The organism is Bradyrhizobium manausense, from assembly GCF_018131105.1.
Taxonomy (GTDB): domain Bacteria; phylum Pseudomonadota; class Alphaproteobacteria; order Rhizobiales; family Xanthobacteraceae; genus Bradyrhizobium; species Bradyrhizobium manausense_B.
The window spans coordinates 994909-1011303 of record NZ_JAFCJI010000002.1 but is presented as its reverse complement, the minus strand read 5'-3'; the positions used below and the strand labels follow the sequence as shown (position 1 = coordinate 1011303).

The 16395-nt window shown below is 65.0% G+C and carries 15 protein-coding genes; 7 read left to right on the top strand and 8 right to left on the bottom strand.

Annotated elements, in window-relative coordinates; genetic code table 11:
- Positions 1-127: 127 nt before the first annotated feature.
- Positions 128-1126 (bottom strand): NAD(P)H-quinone oxidoreductase, encoded by a 999-nt coding sequence (locus JQ631_RS25070; RefSeq protein WP_212330448.1) that lies wholly within the window; start codon positions 1124-1126, stop codon positions 128-130.
- Between the two features lie 129 nt (positions 1127-1255).
- Between JQ631_RS25070 and JQ631_RS25065 the strand changes: the two genes are divergently transcribed.
- Both JQ631_RS25065 and rcdA read left to right on the top strand, forming a co-directional pair.
- Complete coding sequence (locus JQ631_RS25065) at positions 1256-1447, top strand: DUF1192 domain-containing protein (protein ID WP_212330446.1); 192 nt, start codon at positions 1256-1258, stop codon at positions 1445-1447.
- A gap of 501 nt (positions 1448-1948) precedes the next feature.
- Positions 1949-2458, top strand: coding sequence for a protease adaptor protein RcdA (gene rcdA, locus JQ631_RS25060; protein WP_212330443.1), 510 nt, complete (start codon positions 1949-1951; stop codon positions 2456-2458).
- Positions 2459-2549: 91 nt separating this feature from the next.
- Here the strand turns inward: rcdA and rpmE are convergent, their stop codons facing one another.
- Positions 2550-2777 carry a 50S ribosomal protein L31 gene (rpmE, locus tag JQ631_RS25055; protein WP_212330441.1) on the bottom strand — a complete coding sequence of 76 codons (228 nt, stop codon included), beginning with the start codon at positions 2775-2777 and terminating at the stop codon, positions 2550-2552.
- A gap of 200 nt (positions 2778-2977) precedes the next feature.
- Between rpmE and JQ631_RS25050 the strand changes: the two genes are divergently transcribed.
- Positions 2978-4804, top strand: coding sequence for an ABC transporter ATP-binding protein/permease (locus tag JQ631_RS25050; protein WP_212330439.1), 1827 nt, complete (start codon positions 2978-2980; stop codon positions 4802-4804).
- Between the two features lie 13 nt (positions 4805-4817).
- On the opposite strand, the gene JQ631_RS25045 is transcribed toward JQ631_RS25050, so the two are convergent.
- From JQ631_RS25045 to JQ631_RS25030, 4 genes are read right to left on the bottom strand one after another with little or no spacing between them, the layout of a single operon-like run.
- Entirely contained in the window at positions 4818-5084 is a 267-nt protein-coding gene (locus tag JQ631_RS25045) for a hypothetical protein (protein WP_212330437.1), read from the bottom strand.
- 27 nt (positions 5085-5111) lie between these two features.
- Positions 5112-5558 carry a GNAT family N-acetyltransferase gene (locus JQ631_RS25040; protein WP_212330435.1) on the bottom strand — a complete coding sequence of 149 codons (447 nt, stop codon included), beginning with the start codon at positions 5556-5558 and terminating at the stop codon, positions 5112-5114.
- A complete protein-coding gene (locus JQ631_RS25035) occupies positions 5558-6586 on the bottom strand; it encodes a peptidoglycan -binding protein (protein WP_212330433.1) in 1029 nt (342 codons plus the stop codon). The genes JQ631_RS25040 and JQ631_RS25035 overlap by 1 nt, the downstream gene beginning before the upstream one ends.
- Before the next feature lie 24 nt (positions 6587-6610).
- Positions 6611-7636, bottom strand: a complete 1026-nt coding sequence (locus tag JQ631_RS25030; protein ID WP_212330431.1) for a flagellar motor protein MotA — start codon at positions 7634-7636, stop codon at positions 6611-6613.
- 184 nt (positions 7637-7820) lie between these two features.
- On the opposite strand from JQ631_RS25030, the gene JQ631_RS25025 reads away from it, so the two are divergent.
- The 4 genes from JQ631_RS25025 (at position 7821) to JQ631_RS25010 (ending at position 14254) form a co-directional block, all read left to right on the top strand.
- Complete coding sequence (locus JQ631_RS25025; protein WP_212330429.1) at positions 7821-8630, top strand: DUF1295 domain-containing protein; 810 nt, start codon at positions 7821-7823, stop codon at positions 8628-8630.
- Positions 8627-9655, top strand: a complete 1029-nt coding sequence (locus JQ631_RS25020; protein WP_212330427.1) for an SAM-dependent methyltransferase — start codon at positions 8627-8629, stop codon at positions 9653-9655. The genes JQ631_RS25025 and JQ631_RS25020 overlap by 4 nt, the downstream gene beginning before the upstream one ends.
- Before the next feature lie 231 nt (positions 9656-9886).
- Complete coding sequence (locus tag JQ631_RS25015) at positions 9887-11086, top strand: efflux RND transporter periplasmic adaptor subunit (RefSeq protein WP_212330425.1); 1200 nt, start codon at positions 9887-9889, stop codon at positions 11084-11086.
- A 6-nt stretch (positions 11087-11092) separates the two neighbouring features.
- Positions 11093-14254, top strand: coding sequence for a multidrug efflux RND transporter permease subunit (locus tag JQ631_RS25010; RefSeq protein WP_212330423.1), 3162 nt, complete (start codon positions 11093-11095; stop codon positions 14252-14254).
- Positions 14255-14388: 134 nt separating this feature from the next.
- Here the strand turns inward: JQ631_RS25010 and JQ631_RS25005 are convergent, their stop codons facing one another.
- Both JQ631_RS25005 and JQ631_RS25000 read right to left on the bottom strand, forming a co-directional pair.
- Complete coding sequence (locus tag JQ631_RS25005) at positions 14389-15174, bottom strand: inositol monophosphatase family protein (protein WP_212330421.1); 786 nt, start codon at positions 15172-15174, stop codon at positions 14389-14391.
- Between the two features lie 95 nt (positions 15175-15269).
- Positions 15270-16388 (bottom strand): tetratricopeptide repeat protein, encoded by a 1119-nt coding sequence (locus JQ631_RS25000; protein WP_212330419.1) that lies wholly within the window; start codon positions 16386-16388, stop codon positions 15270-15272.
- Positions 16389-16395 lie beyond the last annotated feature (7 nt).

Here is a 16395-nt window from a genome sequence, read left to right as displayed (position 1 = left end):
CGTTCGACGCAACTCTTCGGTGGAAGACGATTTTCACACCGGACGGAATTGGCTCGGTGCGTCGCGATAGATGCCACGAAAGCGAGGAAAATCAAAGGGTTTCCGCCTCGCTTGGTGGGCCAGCGGCCTAGACCTCCAACACAATTTTGCCAATATGTGCGGAGGTCTCCATGCGCCGGTGTGCGTCGGCGGCCTTTTCCAGCGGGAAAGCGCTGTCCATCAGCGGCTTGACCCGGCCATCGCGCAAAAGCGGCATCACTTTCGCTTCAATCGCAGCCACCATCGCCGCCTTGTCCGCATTACTACGGGGGCGCAAGGTCGAGCCGGTATGGGTCAACCGCTTCACCATCACCTTGGCGATGTTGACGCTGACCTTGGGGCCGTTGAGGGTCGCGATCTGCACGATGCGGCCGTCGACGGCGGCCGCGTCATAGTTGCGGTCGACATATTCGCCGGCGACCATGTCGAGGATCAGGTTGACGCCGACCTTGTCGGTCTCTTCCTTGACCACGGCGACGAAGTCTTCGGTCTTGTAATTGATGGCGCGGTCCGCGCCGAGCTTGAGGCAGGCATCGATCTTGTCCTGCGAGCCCACGGTGACGAACACTTTTGCGCCGAACGCCTTGGCGAGCTGGATCGCCATGGTGCCGATGCCGGAGGAGCCGCCGTGTATCAGCAGCGTCTCGCCGGCCTTCAGCCCGCCGCGCTCGAACACATTGTGCCAGACCGTCATCAGGGTTTCCGGCAGCGCGCCGGCTTCCTTGATCGACAGCGCCGGCGGCACGCCCATCGCCTGGGCGTCCTGCGCGATGCAGTACTGCGCATAGCCGCCACCGGCGACGAGCGACATCACCTTATCGCCGATCTTGTGCCGCTTGGCGTTGCTGCCGACGGCCACGACTTCGCCCGCGATTTCGAGACCGGGGAGGTCGCTGGCGCCGGGCGGCGGCGGATAGGCGCCGGAGCGCTGCGCCACGTCGGGCCGGTTGACGCCGGCGGCCTGCACCCTGACCAGGATCTCGTCGGGACCGGGCTGCGGCAGCGCCCGTTGTTCCGGTACCAGCACCTCCGGTCCGCCGGGCTTGGAGATGGCGACCACGGTCATTTGCGCGGGCAGCTTGTCCATGATGTGTCCTTGAGCAAAGGTGCGAGGGTGGAACGAGGCCTTTGCTTAGCCAGCGCGGTTCAAGCTGGCAACCGCCCAAGCCGTGTATCAAGCCGTGTGGTCCGGTCCGCGGACGCAGGAGGAACGACGATGCCGACAGAAGACGACGACCGCCCGCGCAAGAAGATCACCCACGAAATCGGACAGGATCTCTCACTGTTGTCGGTCGAGGAACTGACCGAGCGCGTCGCCCTGCTCAAGACCGAGATCGTCAGGCTGGAAGAAGCCGCCACCAAAAAGCGCGCCTCGCGCGATGCGGCGAACAGTTTCTTCAAGACGTAGGTGGCGCCCCACCAACAGCTGTCGTCCCGGCGAAGGCCGGGACCCATACTCCGTGCACGTCGTTTGGCGATGACTCGGAGTTATCTGCTCGCGCGATAATGTTTTCCGAGGTTATGGGCCCCGGCCTTCGCCGGGGCGACGGTGAGAGCAAGTCACCACTCGGCCAGTGACCGACATGGCTAACGAACCCTCAAAAAAATCGTTCGTTTACGCGCCATTAAGCTTTCGAGTTTATGACTGGAGCTGTCCTCGTTTGGACACCGAGTGGCTCCTGTCCACTCTGTTTGACGCCTCCCTGTTATCAACTTTCAAAGCCGCCGGTCTCCGGCGGCTCTTTTTTGCGTTTTTGCATCTCGCCCCGGTTGAATTTCGAGGAATGACCCGCGGAAACCATATCCGCTGTTGTCGCTGGACTCCGCGGTTCGCCCGCGCAATGATTTGTTCATCATAAAGCCGGTGCCAAAGCCGGACGGGTAAACAGTTGCGTAAGGGGCGTTAACCATGGAACGTTTGCAAGCTGACGGTGCTCTCGTTCAAATCAGCGAGAGGTTCACCAATTCTGCGGCGTTCGGCGCGCTGTTCCGCGAAGGCATGGATCTCGTCGAAGAGACCGCCGCCTATCTCGATGGCGCCGGCCGCAACGAAGCCAAGGCGCTCGACCGCTCCGTCAGCCTCACCTATGCGACCGAGAGCATGCGCCTCACCACGCGCCTGATGCAGTTGGCCTCGTGGCTGCTGCTGCACCGCGCGGTGAAGGAAGGCGAGATGACGCTGGTCCAGGCCAATCGCGAGAAGACCAAGGTCAAGCTCACCGCCGCCGATCCGGGCCCTGCCGACACCATCGATAAGCTGCCGTCGGTGCTCCAGGAATTGATCCATCGCTCGATGAGCCTGCAGACTCGCGTGCGCCGCTTGGACACCTCGATCCACACTCCGCCGACCGACCACATTGCGATCGGCAACCCGCTGGTGCCGCACCTCAACGCACTGAAGGCCGCGTTCGAGCGGTAAGGTTCCCGCCTCCGTCATTGCGGAGTCCCCAAAACAAAAACGCCCCCGGTCTCCCGGGGGCGTTTTTTCGTCTCCAGCCTTGCAGGCCGGATCAATCCTTTTTGAGGAAGCCCGAAAACTTCTTCTGGAAGCGCGAGACGCGGCCGCCGCGATCCATCAGCTGGGCGTTGCCGCCGGTCCAGGCCGGATGCGACTTCGGGTCGATGTCGAGGTTCAGCGTGTCGCCTTCCTTGCCCCAGGTGGAGCGGGTCATGTATTCGGTTCCGTCGGTCATCACGACCTTAATCGTATGATAATCCGGATGAATTTCGGCTTTCATGGCAATTCCTAGGGCGACCGGCGCCTTCTTGAGTGACTATCGAATGACGGATTTGGCCGGGTCTATACCCCACAGGGGGCCCTAAAACAAGCCATTGTGGGCACTGCAGAACCGGGCCTCACTTAGGGGACATCCCGGATTTGCCTCGCCTCCTGCTGGGGCCTATGTGGAGCCAACGTCTCTCTTTTGGTCGGATTCCAATGAGCGCAGTTGAACGGCTTGAAACCGGGCCCGCAGAGGCCCCGTCAATCGAAGTCGAGCTGATCGAGCAGCCCGCGAAGGGCCGCGCCAGGCTGCGGCCGCTGATGGCGCTCGCGCCCTACGTGGCCCGTTATCGCGGCCGCGCGGCGCTCGCCTTCGTGGCGCTGACGGTCGCCGCGCTGACCACGCTGCTGGTGCCGGTCGCGGTGCGCCGGATGATCGATTTCGGCCTGACGCCCGAGGGCATCGCGCTGATCAACAGCTACTTCTCGGTGATGATTGCGGTCGTCGCCGTGCTCGCGCTGGCAAGCGCCTCGCGCTACTACCTCGTGATGACGATCGGCGAGCGCATCGTCGCCGATCTCAGGCGCGACGTGTTCGGGCATCTGCTCTCGCTGTCGCCATCCTTCTTCGATTCCGCGCGCAGCGGCGAGCTGGTGTCGCGGCTCACCGCCGATACGACGCAGATCAAATCCGCGGTCGGCGCCTCCGTCTCGATCGCGCTGCGCAATCTGATGATGTTTTTTGGCGCGGCCGCGATGATGGTGATTACCAGCCCTCGGCTCTCAGGCTTCGTGCTGCTGGCGATCCCGCTGATCGTGCTGCCGCTGGTGGCGTTCGGCCGCTGGGTGCGGCGCCTGTCGCGCAATGCGCAGGATACGCTGGCCGATGCGTCAGCCTATGCCGGCGAGCTGGTCGGCGCGATCCGCACCGTGCAGGCCTACACCAGCGAAGGACTGGCTGCGAAGCGTTTCGGCGGCGAGGTCGAGCAGGCCTATGAGGCCGCGCGTACGTCCACGCAGGCCCGCGCCGTGCTCACCGCCATCGTCATCTTCATCGTGTTCGCAAGCGTGGTCGGCATCCTCTGGATCGGCTCGCATGACGTGCTCACCGGCGCGATCACGCCGGGCCGGCTCGGCCAGTTCGTGCTCTATGCGGCCTTCGCGGCTGCAGGCCTTGGCCAGCTCAGCGAAGTCTGGGGCGAGGTGTCTGCAGCATCGGGCGCGGCCGAACGCCTGTTCGAGATCTTGCATGTGCAGCCCGACATCAAGGCGCCGGCAGCGCCGCGCGCGCTGCCGATGCCCGGCCGCGGCGAGGTCGGCTTCGATCAGGTCAGCTTCGCCTATCCGGCCCGGCCAGAGGTCAATGTGCTCGACGCCGTGTCGTTCGCGGTGCGGCCCGGCGAGAAGGTGGCGATCGTCGGCCCGTCCGGCGCCGGCAAGAGCACCATCTTCCATCTGCTGCTGCGCTTCTACGATCCGCGTAACGGTGCGATCTCGCTCGACGGCGTGCCGGTGAAGGCCGCCGACCCGCGCGACTTCCGTTCGCGCATCGCGCTGGTGCCGCAGGAATCCAACGTGTTCGCGGCGAGTGCCCGCGAGAACATCCGCTTCGGCCGGCCCGATGCTGATGATGCCGAGGTCGAGCGCGCCGCCGAACTCGCGCACGCCACCGAGTTCATCCGCCGCCTGCCGGAAGGTTTCGAGACCCCGCTCGGCGAGCGCGGCGTGACGCTCTCAGGCGGCCAGCGCCAGCGCATCGCCATCGCGCGCGCCATCCTGCGCGATGCGCCGCTGCTGCTGCTCGATGAAGCCACCTCCGCGCTCGACGCCGAGAGCGAGACGCTGGTGCAGACCGCGCTCGAAGAGCTGATGGCCCATCGCACCACCCTCGTGATCGCGCACCGGCTCGCTACCGTGCTGTCCTGCGACCGCATCCTGGTGATGGACCAGGGCAAGATCGTCGAGCAGGGAACGCATGCCGAGCTCGTCGCGGCGAATGGGCTTTATGCGAGGCTGGCAAGGCTGCAGTTCGAGGGGGTGTGACGCGGCGCCGATCTCACTTGCACTTCGGCGAGCCCATCGGCACATTCGGCCACGGCCAGTTCTTCCAGCTTCCGCCTTCGCCGATACAGGGCGATCCGCCATTGGCCGGAGACGGACTGTCTGATGGAGCAGGGGAGCTCGTCGATGCAGGCGAGTTCGACGTCTCAACCGCCTTGGGCGGCGCCGCAAGCCGTTGGTCGACATAGACAGTCGACACGTAGCCGGCGACGATGACACCGAGAAACACCGAAGACCCCTTGGCCAGATCGCTCAGCCGCATCGATCCTCTCCATCTGCTCGCCTGATGTCACGGCCGCCACGCCATCTTCAGCACCGGCCGTCCCGATGTCGGGTTCACGTCCTCGCCTTCATGCGCAAAGCCGTTGCGCTCATAGAAGCGGATGGCGCGACTGTTGTCCTTGTTGACCAGCAGCGTCACGCCCGACGGTGACAGGCGCTTCGCTTCATCAACCAGCAGCCTTGCCGCATCCGAGCCCCAACGGTTGGGGTCGACGACGAGCTGGTCGAGATAGCCCTCGCCATCGATGGTCACGAAACCGGTTAGCGTGCCGTCCTGTTCCGAGATGACGATCTGCGCCTTCGGCACCAGCTCGTTGCGCCAGCGTTCGCGCCACCAGTCAACCCGCGCGGCGAAGTCGATCTGCGGATAGGCCTGCTGCCAGGTGCGGTGCCAGAGGTCGATCGCCGCCGCTTCGTCGGAATCTGCGTAGGGCCGGAGGCGGAGCGCGCTCACTACCGCTCCGTCAGCTTCAGCTCGATGCGGCGGTTGCGCTTGTAGGCCTCTTCGGTGTTGGCGGTGTCGAGCGGCTGGAATTCGGCGAAGCCTGCGGCGACCAGGCGCTGGGCGGGCACGCCGAGCGAGATCAGATATTGCACCACCGAAATCGCGCGCGCCGACGACAGGTCCCAATTCGACTTGAAGTTCGGACCATTGACCGGCCGCACGTCGGTGTGGCCGTCGACGCGCAGCACCCAGGCGATCTCGGTCGGGATCTTCTTGTCGAGCTCGATCAGCGCCGCTGCGACGGTGTCGAGCTCGGCGCGGCCCTCGGGCAGCAGCGTCGCCTGTCCGGTGTCGAAGAACACTTCGGACTGGAACACGAAGCGGTCGCCGACCACGCGGATGTCAGGACGGTTGCCGAGAATGGCGCGCAGCCGACCGAAGAATTCGGAGCGATAACGCGACAATTCCTGCACGCGCTGGGCCAGCGCGACGTTCAGGCGGGAGCCGAGATCGGCGATGCGATTCTGGGATTCCTTGTCTTTCTTTTCCGAAGCGTCGAGCGCTTCTTCGAGCGCGGCCAATTGCCGGCGCAGCGCGCTGATCTGCTGGTTCAGCACCTCGATCTGCGCGAGCGCCCGCGCCGAGACCGACTTCTCGGAGTCGAGTGCCTTGCCGAGCTCGGCGGTCTTGCCTTGCGCGTCGTTGCCGGCATTGGCGAGGCCTTCATAGAGGCCTTTCATGCGGTCGCGCTCCGTCTCGGCCGAGGCGAGGCCGGCCTTGAGCTGCGAGACCTGGTCGTCGAGCGAGAGCTTGCCGAGTTTCTCCAGCGACAGCAGCTCTGTGAGCTGGGCGATCTTGGCGTTGAGCTGCTCAAGCGCCTTGTCCTTGCCGGTCACCTCCTGCGACAGGAAGAATTGCACGACCAGGAACACGGAGAGCAGGAACACGATCGACAGCACCAGCGTCGATAGCGCGTCGACGAATCCGGGCCAGTAGTTGAAGGCGCCTTCGCTGCGGCGGCCGCGGGCTAGAGCCATGCTCGCCTCTCAAATGCTGATTGCTTAACTCTTCTCGGGCTGGCGCGCGATGCGCTCCAGCAGGCGGCGGATCTCGCGGTTCTGCTCGCCCTGGCCGTCGGCCCATTCGCGGATCATCTGCTGTTCGGTCCGCATGTGCGAGACCAGCGCCTGGATCGCTTCGGCAAGGCTCGCCATCGCCGCCGTGGTACCGCGGCTGGCGCTGCCTTCCTCGAGCACGGAGCGCAGGCGCTCGACGGCGGCCTGGAGCTCGCCGCTGGCAATCCCCCCGCCACCGGAGGCGACGACTGGAGCGACCTCACCGCTGCCGTACTCGCGCACGGTGGTGGCGAGCCAGTCTTCGAGATCGGTGTAGAAGCGGTTCTGCGCCTGGCTCGATTGCAGGTCGAGGAAACCGAGGATCAGCGAGCCGGCGAGACCGAACAGCGAGCTCGAGAACGAAATGCCCATGCCGCCGAGCGGGGCGGCCAGGCCCTCCTTCAGCGTGTCGAACAGCGCGCCGGAATCGCCCCCGACCTTGAGCCCGTCGATGACCTTGCCGACCGAGCCGACCGTTTCGATCAGGCCCCAGAAGGTGCCGAGCAGTCCGAGGAAGACGAGCAGGCCCGTCATGTAGCGGGAGATGTCGCGGGCCTCGTCGAGGCGGGTCGCAATCGAGTCGAGCAGATGCCGCATGGTCGTCTGGGTGATCGACATCCGCCCGGTGCGCTCACCGCCCAGGATCATCGCCATCGGCGCCAGCAGTTTTGGGTGCCGGGCCGGCGCCAGGCCGGGGTCGGCGATGCGGAAATTGTTGACCCAGGAGACTTCAGGGTAGAGCCGGATCACTTGGCGGAAGGCGAGGATGACGCCGATGAACATCACGCCGCCGATCAGGGCATTGAGCCCGGGATTGGCGAAGAAGGCCTGGATGATCTGCTTGTAGAGCACCACGCCCACGAGGGTGCACAGCACGAGGAAAACCAGCATCCGCACCAGGAAGACGCTGGGCGAGGACAGTTTTGTGTACTCGATGTCGATGGCAGAGCGGGGCGAGGCGCCTGACGGCATGGTCGGTATCATCCGTTACGAAAGCTTGCTTGCCTCCGCACTATGGCACAGCGCCCGCCCAAAAAAAGCGCCGGATGTGCGGATTTCGGGAAAGAGGGGCGGAACCCAAAGCTGAAACCGGGCTTTGATATCCACGTATTTTGCAAAACTTCGGCATTCCACAGACTTAGGTCGGATTTTTTGCATGGTGATGTTCATTGGGGGACTGGCGGCCATCGCGCTCTCGCTCGCGGTCCTGATGGCGTTCGCCTGGGTTGTGCAGCAGCGCACCGGCAATTCCGGCTGGGTCGACACGATCTGGACCTTCGCGATCGGGCTGGTCGGCGCCGGCAGCGCCTTGTGGCCGCTCGCGGGCGAGGGACCCAATGCCAGGCAGTGGCTGGTCGCCGGCCTCGTCGCGGTCTGGTCGCTCCGTCTGGGCATCCATATCGCCATCCGCACCGCCGGGATCAGCGACGATCCCCGCTATGCCGCCGTTGCCGCGGAATGGGGGCTCAACGCGCCGCGGCGGATGTTCATCTTCCTGCAGAACCAGGCGCTGGGCTCGGTGCCCCTGGTGTTTGCGATTTTCGTCGCCGCGCATGTCCCTGTGTCGGCGCTGCGCATTCAGGACGTCCTGGGAGCTGCGATCCTGCTGATCGGCATCGCCGGTGAGGCGCTGGCCGATGCGCAGCTGCGCCGCTTCCGGCATGACCCCGCCAATCACGGCAAGGTTTGCGATGCCGGGCTGTGGCGCTGGTCGCGCCATCCCAATTATTTCTTCGAATGGTTCGGCTGGCTCGCCTATCCCGTGATCGCCCTGTCGGCCGGCTATCCCTGGGGCTGGGCCAGCCTGCTCGCGCCTGTCTTCATGTACTGGATCCTGGTCCACGTCACCGGCATCCCGCCTCTGGAAGCGCAGATGCTGCGATCGCGCGGCGAGCGCTACCGCGCCTATCAATCCCGCACCAGCATGTTCTTTCCGTTGCCACCGAGAGAGGGAATGGCCGCATGAGCGTCATGTCCACGATCATCGGGACTGCCGAACGCGTGCCGCTGCCGGACCTCGTGGTCCGCGCCGCCATCCAGCGCCTGTGCTCGCGCACCGCAACGCGCCTGTCGGCGCTCGGCGCGCCCGACGATGCCGCCTTCGCCGGACGGATGATGCTGCGGCCGATCGCCGAGCATGCGGACGCGGCCAATACCCAGCATTACGAAGTGCCGTCGAGCTTCTTCGCGCAGGTGCTGGGCCCGAACCGGAAATACTCCTCCTGCTTCTACAAGACCGATGCGACAACACTTCAGGAGGCCGAGGAGGAGGCGCTGCGCCAGACCGTCGAGCATGCCGGCCTCGCCGACGGCCAGACCATTCTCGAACTTGGCTGCGGCTGGGGCTCGCTGTCGCTGTGGATCGCGCGCCAGTTTCCGCATGCGAAGGTGACCGCGGTGTCGAACTCGCAGTCGCAGCGCGCCTATATCGAGGAAATGGCGCAGAGCCGCGGCCTGCTGAACTTGCGCGTCGTCACATCGGACATGAACGTGTTCGCGCCGGAGGGCCAGTTCGATCGCATTATCTCGGTCGAGATGTTCGAGCACATGATGAACTGGCGCAAGCTGATGACGCGCGTTCGCTCATGGCTTGCCCCCGAGGGGCACTTCTTCATGCACATCTTCACCCATCGCGCCGGTTCCTATGTGTTCGACCGGGCCAATCGCGAGGACTGGATCGCGCAGCATTTCTTCACCGGAGGGGTGATGCCGAGCCATCAGCTCGTCAGGCAATATGCCGATATCTTCGCCATCGAGAAGGAGTGGCGCTGGAGCGGCACACATTATCAGCGCACGGCCAATGACTGGCTCGCGAATTTCGACGCGCATCGCGACGCGATCGAAACCTCCTTGCGCAACGTCTATGGCGACGAGACCGCTTTGTGGATGCGGCGCTGGCGCTGGTTCTTCCTCGCCACCGCTGGCCTGTTCGGTTATGCCGACGGAACCGAGTGGGGTGTCAGCCACTATCGGATGAAGGCGGTCGACTAATTGCGTTGTTCTGTCGCAGTGCGACGAGATGGAACCTGACTCACAATCTGGTGAATCCAGAAAATCACCCTGAACTCAGCGCGATAGCGGATGTGACATTGAGCCGCCCGCGTAATGCGTTGCGTCGCAGCACGTCCATTCTATTTTGATCGCGTCAGCTACGCAGATTGCCCAGAACAGGCGGTGGCGCGAGGACTGATCGATTTCAACAATTCCGGGGCACACCACTTCATGTCAGGACTTCGAGCGCGATCGGCATGCGTTGCAATGATGCTCGCGGCCTTTGCGCCGCTGCTGAGCGCTTGCGACGAATCTTCATCCGCCATCTCCGCCACCCAACCCATCGAACCCGATGTCAGCATCGTCACTGTCAGGCCGCAACCGCGTGCCGTGGTGCGCGAGCTGCCGGGCCGGATCGCGCCGACGCGCGTCGCCGAAGTGCGCCCTCGCGTGTCAGGCATCGTGGTCGAGCGGCTGTTTCGCCAGGGCAGTGAGGTGAAGGCGGGCGATCCGCTCTACCGCATCGATCCGCGTCCTTTCGAGGTCGAGGTGATGGCAAGCCAGGCAGCGGTCGCCAAGGCGGAGGCTGCATTGGTTCAAGCCAGGCAGCAGGCGCACCGCATCGCGACGCTGACCAGCCAGCGCGCCGCGCCCGAAGCCGAAAACGAGAAGGCGATTGCCGCCGAGCTCCAGGCCAAGGCCGAGGTCGAGGGACGCAAGGCCGAGCTCGCGCGTGCCAAGCTCAATCTCGATTACGCCACCGTACGCGCGCCAATCGACGGCATCGTCGGCGCCGCGCTGGTCAGCGAGGGCGCGCTCGCCGTGCAGGATCAGACCAACCTTGTCACGGTCCAGCAGCTCGATCCGATCTATGCGGACTTCACGCAGTCGGTGACCGAGCTCAGCCAGCTTCGCCGCGACTTCGACAGCGGCGATCTCGAGCGCATCGCGCCCGATGCCGCCAAGATCCGGCTCGTGCTGGACGACAACACCATCTATGGACTCGACGGCAAGCTGCTGTTCTCCGAGGCCAAGGTCGACGCGCATACCGGCCAGGTGACGCTGCGCGGCGAATTCCGCAATCCCAAGCGCGAGCTGCTGCCGGGCATGTATGTCCGCGTTCGCATCGAACAGGGTCTCGACAGCGACGCGATCGCGGTGCCGCAGCAGGCGGTCCAGCGCAATGGCGGCGGCGGCAGCGAGGTGTTCGTCGTCAAGGACGACAACCGCGTCGCGGTTCGGCCGATACGCACCGGCTCGGTACAGGACGGATTCTGGTTCGTCACCGACGGCCTGAAGGCCGGCGACAAGGTCGTCGTCGAAGGCTTCCAGAAGTTCGCGGCCGGCGACAAGGTCAAGCCGCAATCCTGGGCCGAGGCGGAGGCCGAGGCGAGCGCGGATAACAGGCAAGCCCTCAAGGTCACGCAGTAACGCGCCATGCCGAGCTTCTTCATCGACAGGCCGATCTTCGCCTGGGTCGTCGCGCTGTTCATCTGTCTGATCGGTGCGATCTCGATCCCGCTGTTGCCGATCGCGCAATATCCGATCATCGCGCCGCCCTCGATCTCGATCTCGACGAGCTATCCGGGCGCGTCGCCGGAGAACCTCTACAACAGCGTCACGCGCCTGATCGAGGAGGAGCTCAACGGCGCCTCCGGCATCCTCAATTTCGAATCGACCAGCGACTCGCTCGGTCAGGTCGAGATCATCGCCAACTTCCAGCCGGGCACCGATACCAGCGCGGCCTCGGTCGAGGTGCAGAACCGCATCAAGCGCGTCGAGGCGCGCCTGCCGCGCGCCGTGATCCAGCAGGGCATCCTGATCGAGGAAGCCTCCAGCGCGGTGCTTCAGATCATCACGCTGAACTCGACCGACGGCAGCCTCGACGAGGTCGGCCTCGGCGACTTCATGATCCGCAACGTGCTCGGCGAGATCCGCCGCATTCCCGGCGTCGGCCGCGCCACGCTCTATTCGACCGAGCGCAGCCTTCGCGTCTGGGTCGATCCCGCAAAGCTCGTCGGCTATGGGCTGACCGCCGACGACGTCAACAAGGCGATCGCGGCGCAGAACGCGCAGGTCGCTTCGGGCAGCATCGGCGCCGAGCCGTCGACCGCGACCCAGCGCACCTCCGCGCTGGTGCTGGTCAAGGGCCAGCTCTCTTCGCCCGAAGAATTCGGCGCCATCATCCTGCGCGCCAATGCCGACGGTTCGACCGTGCGCCTGCGCGATGTCGCGCGCATCGAGGTCGGCGGCCTCAGCTATCAGTTCAATACCCGCCTGAACGGCAAGCCGACCGCGGGCCTCTCCGTGCTGATGTCGCCGACCGGCAACGCGCTGGCGACCGCCAGCGCGGTCGAGGAAAAGATGAAGGAGCTGTCGCGCTTCTTCCCGGCCAACATCTCCTACGAAATTCCCTACAACATCACGCCGGTGGTCGAGGCCTCGATCAAGAAGGTGCTTTCGACGCTGCTCGAAGCCGTGGTGCTGGTGTTCGTGGTGATGTTCCTGTTCCTGCAGAACATCCGCTACACCATCATCCCGACCATCGTCGTCCCGGTGGCGCTGCTGGGTGCCTGTACCACGCTGCTGCTCGCCGGTTACTCCATCAACATGCTCAGCATGTTCGGCATGGTGCTGGCGGTCGGCATCCTCGTCGACGACGCCATCGTCGTCGTCGAGAACGTCGAGCGCATCATGGCGGAGGAAGGCCTGTCGCCGAAGGAAGCAACGCGCAAGGCGATGTCTCAGATCACCAGCGCCATCATCGGCATCACGCTGGTGCTGATGGCGGTGTTCGTGCCGATGGCGTTCTTCCCGGGTTCGGTCGGCATCATCTACCGCCAGTTTTCGGTGACGATGGTCGCGGCGATCGGCTTCTCCGCCTTCCTGGCGCTGTCGCTGACGCCGGCGCTGTGCGCGACCTTGCTCAAGCCCGTCGCGGCCGGTCACGGTCATGCGAGGAAGGGCGTGTTCGGCTGGTTCAACCGCATGCTCGAAGGCGGCAAGGAGGGCTATTCCCGCACGGTCGGCTTCTCCCTGAAACGTACCGGCCGCCTGATGCTGGTCTATGCAGCGCTGCTGGTCGGGCTGTCCTGGGCCTTCGTCAGCCTGCCCGGCGGCTTCCTGCCCGTCGACGACCAGGGCTTCGTCACCACTGACGTTCAGACGCCGTCCGACTCGTCCTACGGCCGCACCGAGTCCGTGATCGAGAAGGTCGAAAAATATCTGGCGCAGCGGCCCGGTGTCGACAATGTCACCTTCCTCACGGGCTTCAGCTTCTCCGGCCAGGGCATGAACACCGCACAGGCGTTCATCACCTTGAAGGACTGGTCGGAGCGCGGGCCGAAGGATTCGGCCGCGGCGATCGTCAATGACATCAACCGCGATCTGTCGTCGTCGATCCGCGACGCCAAGATCTCGGCGTTGCAGCCGCCGCCGATCGACAATCTCGGCAACTCCTCGGGCTTCTCGTTCCGCCTCCAGGATCGCGGCCAGAAGGGCTATCCGGCCATGATGCGCGCCGCCGACCAGTTGATCACGGAGGCCAATGCCAGCCCGGTGCTGCAGAAGGTCTATGTGGAGGGCCTGCCCGAAGCCGGCGTGGTCAATCTCGTGATCGACCGCGAGAAGGCCGGCGCCTTCGGCGTCACCTTCGAGGATATCAACAACACGATCTCGACCAATCTCGGCTCGAACTACATCAACGACTTCCCGAACCGTGGCCGCATGCAGCGCGTCGTGGTGCAGGCCGACAGCCGCGACCGCATGAAGCCCGAGGACATCCTCAACTACAACGTCAAGAACAGCCGGGGTCAGCTGGTGCCGTTCTCGTCCTTCGCCACGGTCGAATGGTCGCGCGGTCCGACGCAGATTGCAGGCTTCAACTACTATCCGGCGGTGCGCATCTCGGGCGAAGCCAGGCCGGGCTTCACCTCGGGCGATGCGATTGCCGAGATGGAGAGACTTGCCGGCAGGCTGCCGCGCGGCTTCGGCTATGAATGGACCGGACAGTCGCTCCAGGAAAAGCTGTCGGGCTCGCAGGCACCGTTCCTGCTCGCGCTTTCCGTGTTCGTGGTGTTCCTGTGTCTGGCCGCACTCTACGAGAGCTGGACCATTCCGCTCGCGGTGCTGCTCACCGTACCGCTCGGCATCGTCGGCGCGGTGGCGGCGGCCATGCTGCGCGGCCTGCCCAACGACGTCTATTTCACCGTCGGTCTGATCACCATCATCGGCCTTGCGGCAAAGGACGCGATCCTGATCATCGAGTTCGCCAAGGATCTGCGCAAAGAGGGCAAGCCGCTGCTCGAAGCCACGATCGAAGCCTGCCGCCTGCGCTTCCGCCCGATCCTGATGACGGGTCTCGCCTTCATCTGCGGCGTGCTGCCGATGGCCATTGCCCACGGCGCCGGCGGCGCCAGCCAGCAAGCGCTCGGCAGCGTCGTGATGGGCGGCATGATCGCGGTGGTGATTTTGGCGCTGCTGATGGTGCCGGTTTTCTTCGTCTCCGTGCAACGCGTGCTGGCGGGGGACAGGGAGCCGAAGGCGGCGAGGGAAAGCGAAGCGTACGGCCCGCCGGCGCCGGCGTCGCACGGCCATTGATGCTGTCATTTCGGAGCGCGCGCAGCGCGAATCCGGAATCCATCGAACCGCAATTCCAGTGACGAAATGGATTCCGGGCCCGTGCCGAGTGGCGCGACCCGGAATGACAGCGGAGCTGCAGCGGAAGCCTTCGCCTACTTCCGCAAAATCTTCACCAGCTCTCCGTGCACGAACTCGTTGCCGCACACGACGTGACCGGTGACCAGCGGGTCGCCCGGCGTCGCGATATCGCTCACGGTGCCACCCGCTTCGCGCACCATCAGCATGCCGGCGGCGATGTCCCAGGATTGCAGATTGCGCTCCCAATAGCCGTCGAGGCGGCCTGCGGCGACGAAGGCGAGGTCGAGGGAAGCAGCGCCGAAGCGGCGCAGGCCGGCGACGCGGTCCTGCATCGCAGTCATCTCGCGGCGGAATTCCTCGTGGTCGCCGCGGCCGATATGGGGCAGGCCGCAGGCCACCACGCATTCGTTGAGCTGGCGGCGGCCGGCCACGCGCAGGCGCTGGTCGTTGAGGAAGACGCCCTTGCCGCGCTCGGCGATATAGAGCTCGTCATTGGCGGGGTTGTAGATCACACCGGCGATGATGGTGCCCTCGCGCACGAGACCGATCGAGATCGCGAATTGCGGGATGCCATGCAGGAAGTTGGTGGTGCCGTCGAGCGGGTCGACGATCCAGGTGTGGCTCTTGTCGGTGCCTTCCCGCGTGCCGCCTTCCTCGCCGATGAAGCCATAACCGGGCCGCGCCTTGGCGAGGTCCTGATAGAGGATTTCTTCTGCGCGCTTGTCGGCGAGGGAGACGAAGTTGGCCGGCCCCTTCAGCGAGACCTGGAGATGCTCGATCTCACCGAGATCGCGCTTGAGGCTGCGGCCGGCACGGCGCGCGGCTTTGACCATGACGTTGATAGTTGCAGAATACAGCATGAGATCAGTCTTTGGCGGGGGAGGGGCGCGAAAGGGCGCCATTTGAGGGAATTGGGTGCCCCGCGAGGGGGCAAACGTCAAGAGATTGCGTCAGGTCATTTGTTCCCGAGCCATTTCCTGGCGGCTGCCTCCGCCTTGGCGCGGTCGTCGGCGGGCAGATCGGACAGCTCCTTGTCGAGCTCAGGGTCGCCCTTGCCCGATGTTTTGGCCACCAGATGCCATTTGAACCCCTCGATCTTGTCCACGGGCGTGCCCATGCCGTTGATCAGGACCCAGGCGAGGCGGTTCTGCGCGATTGCGCTGCCCTGGCGGGACGCCTTGCGCAGCAAGGCCACGGCCGCGGGCTGGTTTTTCGGCGTGCCGGTGCCGTTGAACAAGGCGATGGCATATTCGACCTCGGCATCGACATTGTCGGCCAGCGAGGCCGCCTGGAGCAGCCGCACCGACCGTTCGGGGTCCTTCGGCACCCCGGTGCCTTCCTTGTAGAAGGTCGCGAGCGCGTATTGCGCTTCGGGCAGCCCGGCGTCGGCCGCCTGGCGCAACAGCTCGGCGGAGCGCTTGACGTCCTGCGGCAGGGTCTGGCCGTCGAGATAAAGCAGAGCAAGGTTATAGGCCGCCTTGGGCTCGCCGAGCTTGGCGGCGGAGGCCATCAGCTTGACCGCGTCGCCCTTGTCGATGGGGCCGCCGCGGCCGGCCATGCGCAGCATGGCGAGCGCGAACATCGCCTCGCGGTCGCCGGCGTCGGAGGCGCGCTTGTACCATTCGGCCGCCTTGGCGTAGTCGCGCCGGATACCCATGGCGTTGGAATAGAGCTCGCCCAGCATGGTCATGGCCTTGGCGTCGCCGGTCTTGGCGCGCGCGCTGGCGAGGTCGAAGGCGGTCTTGTATTCGCCGCGCTGATAGGCGCCGAACACCAGATCGACGTTGGAATTGTCGGTCGGCGGCGCCGGGATCACGGTCGCCGGCAGCGTCGGGCTCGGCGAGGCCGATGGCTTCGGCGCCGGCGTGGCCTCTTTCTTCTTGGTGATCGTGTGCGGCGCGACCTTCGGCTTGTCCTTCGCCGGCTCCTTTGCCGCTTCCTTTGGTGCTTCCTTGGGCTTCTGCTTTTCGGGCGCAGGGCTTGGAATCGTGGCCGGTGGCGTGATCTGGAGCTGCGCGACCGCGGGCGTTGCCAGCAGCAGCGTGGCCAGAAGGATGATGCGCGGAAGCGTCATGTCAGGT